This window comes from Mesorhizobium sp. M1A.F.Ca.ET.072.01.1.1 (assembly GCF_004023325.1).
Lineage (GTDB): Bacteria > Pseudomonadota > Alphaproteobacteria > Rhizobiales > Rhizobiaceae > Mesorhizobium.
The window spans coordinates 1-7,189 of record NZ_RZSF01000337.1 but is presented as its reverse complement, the minus strand read 5'-3'; the positions used below and the strand labels follow the sequence as shown (position 1 = coordinate 7,189).

General features: G+C 64.8%; 7 protein-coding genes. 4 read left to right on the top strand and 3 right to left on the bottom strand.

The genetic code is table 11. The features are described from left to right. On the bottom strand, nt 1–1,034 hold a 1,034-nt coding region (locus tag EOA32_RS30820; RefSeq protein ID WP_128373730.1), incomplete at its 3' end, for an alpha-glucosidase/alpha-galactosidase. A 251-nt stretch (nt 1,035–1,285) separates the two neighbouring features. On the opposite strand from EOA32_RS30820, the gene EOA32_RS30815 reads away from it, so the two are divergent. After that, a complete protein-coding gene (locus EOA32_RS30815; RefSeq protein WP_128373731.1) occupies nt 1,286–2,128 on the top strand; it encodes an AraC family transcriptional regulator in 843 nt (280 codons plus the stop codon). A 12-nt stretch (nt 2,129–2,140) separates the two neighbouring features. Here the strand turns inward: EOA32_RS30815 and EOA32_RS30810 are convergent, their stop codons facing one another. Continuing rightward, complete coding sequence (locus EOA32_RS30810; RefSeq protein WP_128373729.1) at nt 2,141–3,301, bottom strand: glycoside hydrolase family 25 protein; 1,161 nt, start codon at nt 3,299–3,301, stop codon at nt 2,141–2,143. A 248-nt stretch (nt 3,302–3,549) separates the two neighbouring features. On the opposite strand from EOA32_RS30810, the gene EOA32_RS30805 reads away from it, so the two are divergent. Both EOA32_RS30805 and EOA32_RS30800 read left to right on the top strand, forming a co-directional pair. Then, on the top strand, nt 3,550–5,316 hold the full coding sequence (locus EOA32_RS30805; RefSeq protein ID WP_128373728.1) for an acyl-CoA dehydrogenase family protein: 1,767 nt from the start codon (nt 3,550–3,552) through the stop codon (nt 5,314–5,316). A gap of 27 nt (nt 5,317–5,343) precedes the next feature. Continuing rightward, nucleotides 5,344–6,096 (top strand): crotonase/enoyl-CoA hydratase family protein, encoded by a 753-nt coding sequence (locus EOA32_RS30800; protein ID WP_128373727.1) that lies wholly within the window; start codon nt 5,344–5,346, stop codon nt 6,094–6,096. A 21-nt stretch (nt 6,097–6,117) separates the two neighbouring features. Here the strand turns inward: EOA32_RS30800 and pdxH are convergent, their stop codons facing one another. After that, complete coding sequence (gene pdxH / locus EOA32_RS30795) at nt 6,118–6,735, bottom strand: pyridoxamine 5'-phosphate oxidase (RefSeq protein ID WP_128373726.1); 618 nt, start codon at nt 6,733–6,735, stop codon at nt 6,118–6,120. Nucleotides 6,736–6,775: 40 nt separating this feature from the next. On the opposite strand from pdxH, the gene EOA32_RS30790 reads away from it, so the two are divergent. Next, nucleotides 6,776–7,189: RT0821/Lpp0805 family surface protein (locus tag EOA32_RS30790; protein ID WP_128373725.1), on the top strand; the 414-nt coding region annotated here is incomplete at its 3' end.

The following is a 7,189-nucleotide window of genomic DNA, read 5'->3' as shown; positions in this document are numbered from 1 at the left end:
CCGTTGTTCTTGACGTTGAAATGGCCGCGATAGACGCGGTTGGTTTCCAGCGCCTCGAGGATGTGGCTGGCATGCTCGTTGGAGCGCCTCGCCGGGTCGATCGGCTTCGAAGCCGCTTCGAGGAACTGTGGATACTCGGTCTCGAACCAATTGCGGGTCTCGGTCGAGTAGCGGAGATAACCGCCGGTCTCGCCATGGATCCAGTCCGACATGTCGATCCAGCGTGTGATCTCGTCGGGGCGCTTGCGGTACCAGGGCAGGTATTCGGACAGATGCCCGTTGCTTTCGGTCGAATAGACGCCGAAGCGCTTCAGCACGTCGATGCGCAGCTTCTCCTGCTTCGAATAGACCGGATGCGCTTCGAAGGCGGCGACCAGCTCGTCCTTGCCGATCGCGCGGCCGTTCAGCCTGAGCTCGATGAACCAGGTCTGGTGGTTGATGCCGGAGCAGACATAGTCGAGCTCCCTGGGCGACTTCGCGCCGAGCACCTCGGCGATCTGTTCGGCGCCGTGCTGCACGCCGTGGCAGAGCCCGACCGTGTCGACCTTGCCGTATTCGATCGCGGCCCAGGTGTTCATCGCCATCGGGTTGGCGTAGTTCAGGAACTTGGCGTCGGTCTCGGCGACCTCGCGGATGTCCTTGCAAAAGTCGAGGATCACCGGGATGTTGCGCTGGCCGTAGAGGATGCCGCCGGCGCAGATCGTGTCGCCGACGCATTGGTCGATGCCGTATTTCAGCGGGATGCGGATGTCGTCGGCATAGGCTTCGAGGCCGCCGACGCGCACGCAGCTGATGATGTAGCGCGCGCCTTCAAGCGCCTTGCGGCGGTCGGTCGTCGCCGTCACTTTGGTGGGCAGCCCGTTTGCTTCCACGATCCGATCGAGAATCGCCTGGATCATCCCGAGATTGTGCTCGCTGATGTCGGTCAGCGCGAATTCGATGTCCTTGAATTCGGGCACGCAGAGAATGTCGGTGAACAGCTTCTTGGTGAAGCCGACGCTGCCGGCGCCAATAATAGCGATTTTGAAGCTCATCACCTTCACCTCGATCCAATCGAATGTTAGGCAAGGAGCAGCAAGGGAGGATATGGCCGCGCGCCGGCAGGCGCGCTCGCCATGTGGAGCCCGAAATCCGGCTCTTTCTCCTCCCGCCCGCTCCTCGACCGCGGGTCTTTCCCGTTCTTGAGTGAGCCGGATTATGCGCTTATTCGCCGGCGCGGCCAGAGAAGGATTATGCTTTCGAGGGTAATTTTGTGCTGCAGGATCTGATCGCCAATGGAAAGCTGATGCGCACGATTTCGCTGCCGCGCGGGCGCCAGCGCCTGCATGCCATGCCGACCAGCACCGGCTACGAGGTGCGCGAGGACGAGACTTACGACTGGGACGGGCGAAAGCGCGGCCAGACCCCGTTCACCGTGCTCCAGCATACGATCAGCGGCACCGGGCAATTGCGCTACGAAAGCCGCAGTTACCGCCTGCAGGCGAACGATACGCTGCTGGTGCTGGTGCCGCACAACCATCGCTACTGGCTGGCCAAGGGCGACCGCTGGGAATATTTCTGGATATCGATGAACGGCGAGGAGGCGCTGCGCGTCCACAAGTCGATCCTCAGCGTCTCAGGTCCCGTGTTCCGGCTGCAGCCGGCGACCATCGATCACCTTGCCGATTGCAGCCTGCGGCTCATCAAGGGCGCCGCCTCGCCGGGCGCGGCGTCGGCGATCGCCTATGAGGCGGCGATGGCGCTTTACGACGATGTCTTCGGCTCGCACGCCTTCGCCGAAAAGCAGAGCGCCATGCAGCCGGTCATCGATCACATCAACGCCAATCTCGACAAGCCGCTGCCGGTGGCGGAGCTGGTTGAAATCAGCGGCCTCAGCCGGGCCCATTTCTCGCGCTGCTTCGCCGAGAGCGAAGGATTGCCGCCGGCCGAATTCGTCCTGCAGCAGCGGCTGCAGCGCGCCGCCAAGCTGCTGACCAAGGCCGATTTCCTGCCGGTCAAGGAAGTCGCTGTTCTGTGCGGTTTCGACGACCCCAACTACTTTTCCAAGGTGTTTCGCCGCTGCTACGGCATCACGCCCACACAGTTCCGCACCACCGGCATGTATGCCAGCCTGGGCAATCATCGTTGACGCTGCCGTTGACTACTGCCTGCGGTGGTCGAGCGTCGTCGATGCGGTGCTGACCGGATCGGCGGCCGCGAAGGCGGCGTCGAGCTGTTCGGGCGTGCGCTGTCCGGCCCGTTTCCAGGCGACATATTGCACGATGCCGAAGCTCGGGCGCTGCGGCACGGTCTTGACCACCGGCATGCGGAATCCGTCGCGGAATTTTTCCCAGCGCGCGCCAAGCACCGCGACCATTTCCTCGGTGGTCGGCGGCGTCGCCACATCGGCATAGGTGATGGTGACCTTGCCGGCGAGGCCCGCTTCGCGCGGGATCGGCACCGGGATCGAGGCGAGGTAATCCGCCGGCACGTCGATCAGGCCGCCAAAGGCCCATTGCTGGCGCAACTCATCGGCTTTCATCGGCGCGACGCTGACGTCGATGTCGTTGGGCGTGCCCGGCACGCGATAGGGGCAGCTGAAGCGGCTGCAATTCGCCTTTGCCGCGAACTGCCAGAGCGCGTAACCCTGCCAGTTGCCCATCGGGAAATGCACGTCGATGTCCGGCTTGTAGCGCGCATACCAGAGCGGCAGCCGCGACAACAGCCGGTAGGTGTAACGGTTGTCGGCGATGTACTGGGCGGTCTTGCCGTTCGAGTAGAGCACCGGGAAGCGGCCGAGGCGGCGATGCACCTGGCGCACGAATTCTTCCGCGTCCTCGAGCGACATCCATTGCGTGGGGTCGATGCCCTCGATGTCGAGGGCAATGAGATCGTCCGGCGCCGGCTCGGCGAAATCGATGAAATTGTTGGCTTGCTCGACCGGATTGCCGGGGCGGGCGAGGTGATAGGCGCCCCACTTCAGGCCGAGCGCCTTCGCCACCACCTTGCGTGTCTGAAAAAGCTCGCGCGTCACCGCATGGCGCTTCCACAGCGCCTTGCAGAGCTTCACCTCTGTCTCGCCGCCGAAGCAGAAATAGGGCGGCGGCAGCCCGTCGGACGCCTTGTTGATGAAGCCGACGATGCGCTTGTCGGTGGCAAGCTCAGCCCAGTCGATGGAGTTGTATTCGTAGGCGTCGATCACCAGCGCGCGGTCGGCATTCTTCCACGGCTCGGAGAAATCCGAGGCCTTTGCCGCCGTGCCCAGCGCAACCGCAGCCGCGAGAAGCGCCAGGCGGCGAAGAGGGCGCGCCGGCTTTTTCAATCAGGGTGTCCCACTGACCAGAGGACGATCCTGAACCGCTATGGTTAAGGAAGTGCTGTCAACCCGCGAGCTGTTCAGCGCCGGAACGGCGACTGAACCTCTCCGCCCGGGGATGACGAAGTCTACGCTTGCAAAATTCGCGTGTTTGACGTTTACGTAAAAAGAAGGACGCAGGCCAACCCCAAGAATGGATGGCTCGCTTCGGCTACGCGACTACGGTTGGCCGCACTGGAGGAGAAGCAGGCACAATGTATCGCGCACCGGTCGAGGACATCGCCTTTACACTGAAGCAGGTGGCCGGCCTGAAGCCGGCGCTGGACGCCGGCACCTTCGGCGACCTCGGCGAGGACCTGGTCGACGCGATCCTGGGCGAGGCCGGGCGCTTCGCCAGCGAGGAGGTTGCGCCGCTCTACAAGATCGGCGACGAGCATGGCGCGGTGCTTGTGGATGCCGCCGTTACCACGCCGCCGGGCTGGAAGGAGCTTTACCGGCGCTGGATCGAAGGCGGCTGGAACGCGCTGTCCGGGCCGGAGGAATATGGCGGCCAGGGCCTGCCCACCATGCTCGGCGTCGCCGCGCTCGAAATGTGGAACTCCGCCGCGATGGCCTTCGGCATCGGCCCGACGCTCACCATGGGCGCGGTCGAGGCGCTCGACAAGCACGCCTCCGAGGCGCTGAAGGCCAAATACCTCGCCAAGCTCGTCTCGGGCGAGTGGATGGGCACGATGAACCTGACCGAGCCGCAGGCGGGCTCGGACCTCGCCGCTTTGCGCACCCGTGCCGAGCCTGCCGCCGACGGCACCTACCGCATCTTCGGCCAGAAGATATTCATCACCTATGGCGAGCACGATTTCACCGACAACATCGTGCATCTGGTGCTGGCGAGGCTGCCCGACGCGCCCGCCGGCACGCGCGGCATCTCGCTCTTCCTGGTGCCGAAGTTCCTGGTCGATGACGACGGCTCGCTCGGCGCCCGCAACGACGTCTTCTGTTCCGGCCTCGAGCACAAGCTCGGCATCCATGCCTCGCCGACCTGCACCATGATCTATGGCGACGGTTTTGCGGGCATGACGCCCGGCGCCATCGGCTGGCTGGTCGGCGAGGAAAACAAAGGGTTGGCCTGCATGTTCACGATGATGAACAACGCTCGCCTTGCCGTCGGCATGCAGGGCGTTGCGGTGGCCGAAACCGCCACGCAGAAGGCGATCGCCTATGCCAATGAGCGCCGGCAGGGCAAGGCATCTGATTATTTAGGGTCCGGCATGGCGCCGATCATCCGTCACCCGGACGTGCAGCGCAATCTTCTCACCATGCAGGCGCTGACGCAGATCGCGCGTGCTATCGCCTATTCCTGCGCGCACGCCATCGACCGTGCCCGTGTCGCCGAGGGCGAGGCCGCCGCCAACTGGCGCGACCGCGCCAATCTTTTGACGCCGCTGGCAAAAGCCTTTTCGACCGATGTCGGCGTCGAGGTCGCTTCGTTGGGGATCCAGGTGCATGGCGGCATGGGCTTCATCGAGGAGACGGGCGCGGCGGCGCTCTATCGCGACGCCCGCATCGCGCCGATCTATGAAGGCACCAACGGCATCCAGGCGATCGACCTCGTCTCGCGAAAACTGCCGCTCGGCGGCGGCGAGCACGTGCATCGCTATATCGGCGAATTGAAAGCGATGGCCGATGCGGTGCGCACCTCCAACATCGAGGGTTTTGGCAGCACCGCCGACAATCTCGATCGCGCGCTTGCCGATCTCGACGAGGCGACGCGCTTCTTGCAAAGGCTGATGGCCGACGGCAAGGCCGATGCCGCGATGGCCGGCGCCACGCCCTATCTGCGCCTGATCTCGCTCGCCGCCGGCGGCGCTTATCTGGCGCAAGGCGGCCTCGCCGACCGCGGCCGCGTTGCGCTCTGCCGCTTCTTTGCCGAAAACCTCCTAGGCGAGACGCGCGTGCTCAAGGAGCGCGTCATCGCCGGCGCCGAAAGCCTCGCCGCCGCCGGCAAGGCCCTGATCGCCTGAACAGCCAGTCAGCCGAAGGAACCGATCGTGACCGACCATATCCTCATCGAGCGCCGGGGCGCCGTGCAGATCATCCGTATGAACCGGCCTGAGAAGAAGAACGCGCTGACCCGTGCCATGTACGCGAAAATGTCAGCCGCCCTTTCTGAAGGCGATGCCGACCCGGCGGTTCGCGTCCATGTCTTCCTCGGCGTGCCCGGCGCCTTTTCTTCCGGCAACGACCTTGCGGACTTCCTGGTGATCGCCACCGGCGGCGAGGGCGGCAACGAGGTGTGGGATTTCCTGATGGCGCTGGCCAAGGCGGAGAAGCCGATGGTCTCGGGTGTCGATGGCATAGCGGTGGGCATCGGCACCACGCTCAATCTGCATTGCGACCTGACCTTCGCCACGCCGCGCACGCTCTTCCGCACCCCCTTCGTCGACCTCGGCCTCGTGCCAGAGGCCGGCTCCAGCCTGCTCGCGCCGCAGATCCTCGGCCGCCAGGGCGCCTTCGCGCTGCTCGGTCTCGGCGAAGGTTTTTCGGCTGAGCGCGCCAAGGCCGCCGGCCTGATCTACGATGTGGTCGCGGAAGACGCCCTGGAAGGCGCGGTGCTGGCTGCGGCGGCCGAGATCGCCGCCAAGCCGCCGCAGGCGCTTAAGATTGCCCGCGATCTGATGCGTGAGCCGCGCGAGGAACTCGTCGCCCGCATCAAGCTCGAGAGCGAGCATTTCCGCGAGCGGCTGAAGTCCGACGAGGCGCGCGCCGCGTTGACCGCCTTCATGACCCGCAAGAAAGGCTGAAAATCTCCGCTCTCGGCGACCTCAGGGGTAGAGCCGCGTCTTGTCCCAGCCGCCGGCGTCGTTTCTCGAGAACACGATGCGGTCATGCAGCCGGAACGGGCGGTCGTGCCAGAACTCGATCGTCTGCGGCAGGATGCGGAAGCCCGACCAGTGTTTCGGCCGGGGGATTTCGCCGATCGCGTAGCGCGCCGTGTACTCGGCCACCGCCTTCTCCAGCGCGAAGCGGCTTTCCAGCGGCCGCGACTGTTTCGAGGCCCAGGCGCCGATGCGGCTGCCGCGCGGCCGCGTCGCATAATAGGCGTCGGCCTCAGCGTCGCTGACGATCTCCACCGGCCCGCGCACGCGCACCTGGCGGCGCAGCGATTTCCAGTGGAAGCACATCGCCGCCTTCATGCTACCAAGAATCTCGCGGCCCTTGGCGCTCTCGAAATTCGTGTAGAAGACAAATCCCCTTTCGTCGAACCCCTTGAGCAGCACCATCCGCACATCCGGCATGCCGTCGGCGTCGACGGTTGCCAACGCAACGCCGTTGGGGTCGTTGGTCTCGCTCTTGACGGCGTCGTCCAGCCACTCGGCAAACAGCCGGAACGGCTCCAAAGCCTCGGCGAAGTCACCGCTTGTTAACTCGCTTTCCTTCATAGTTTTCCAAATTTTTAACGTTGCGGGAGGAGTTCGCCGATTGTCGCGTATCGCGCAAGCTTTTGACAGCGGGCAATGGAGCGTTATTGCTTCGGCCAGCGCCAAGGCTGCGTTGCTGACATTGGCGCTTCCGCTCGCGGCCTGTGGCGCCGGCGGCTTCAGCCTCGAGAAGGCGGAGGTTGACCGCTCGATCATCACCTCCAGCGCGCCGTCCGCGCCCGCCGTGCCGGCAAGCAGCGACAACGACTCGGACCAGACGACGATCGGCAATGCGGTGTCTTCCGCCGACATCCAGGAGCTCGGCGGCCAGGCGGTGCCATGGGCCAATGCCGGCACCGGCTCGCGCGGCTCGATCACCGAGCTGGTGGAACTCAAGGATGGCGGCTTGACCTGCCGCCGCTTCAACGCGACGCGGGAAAGTTTCGATGGCGTCGCCATGTACCAGGTCGAGCTC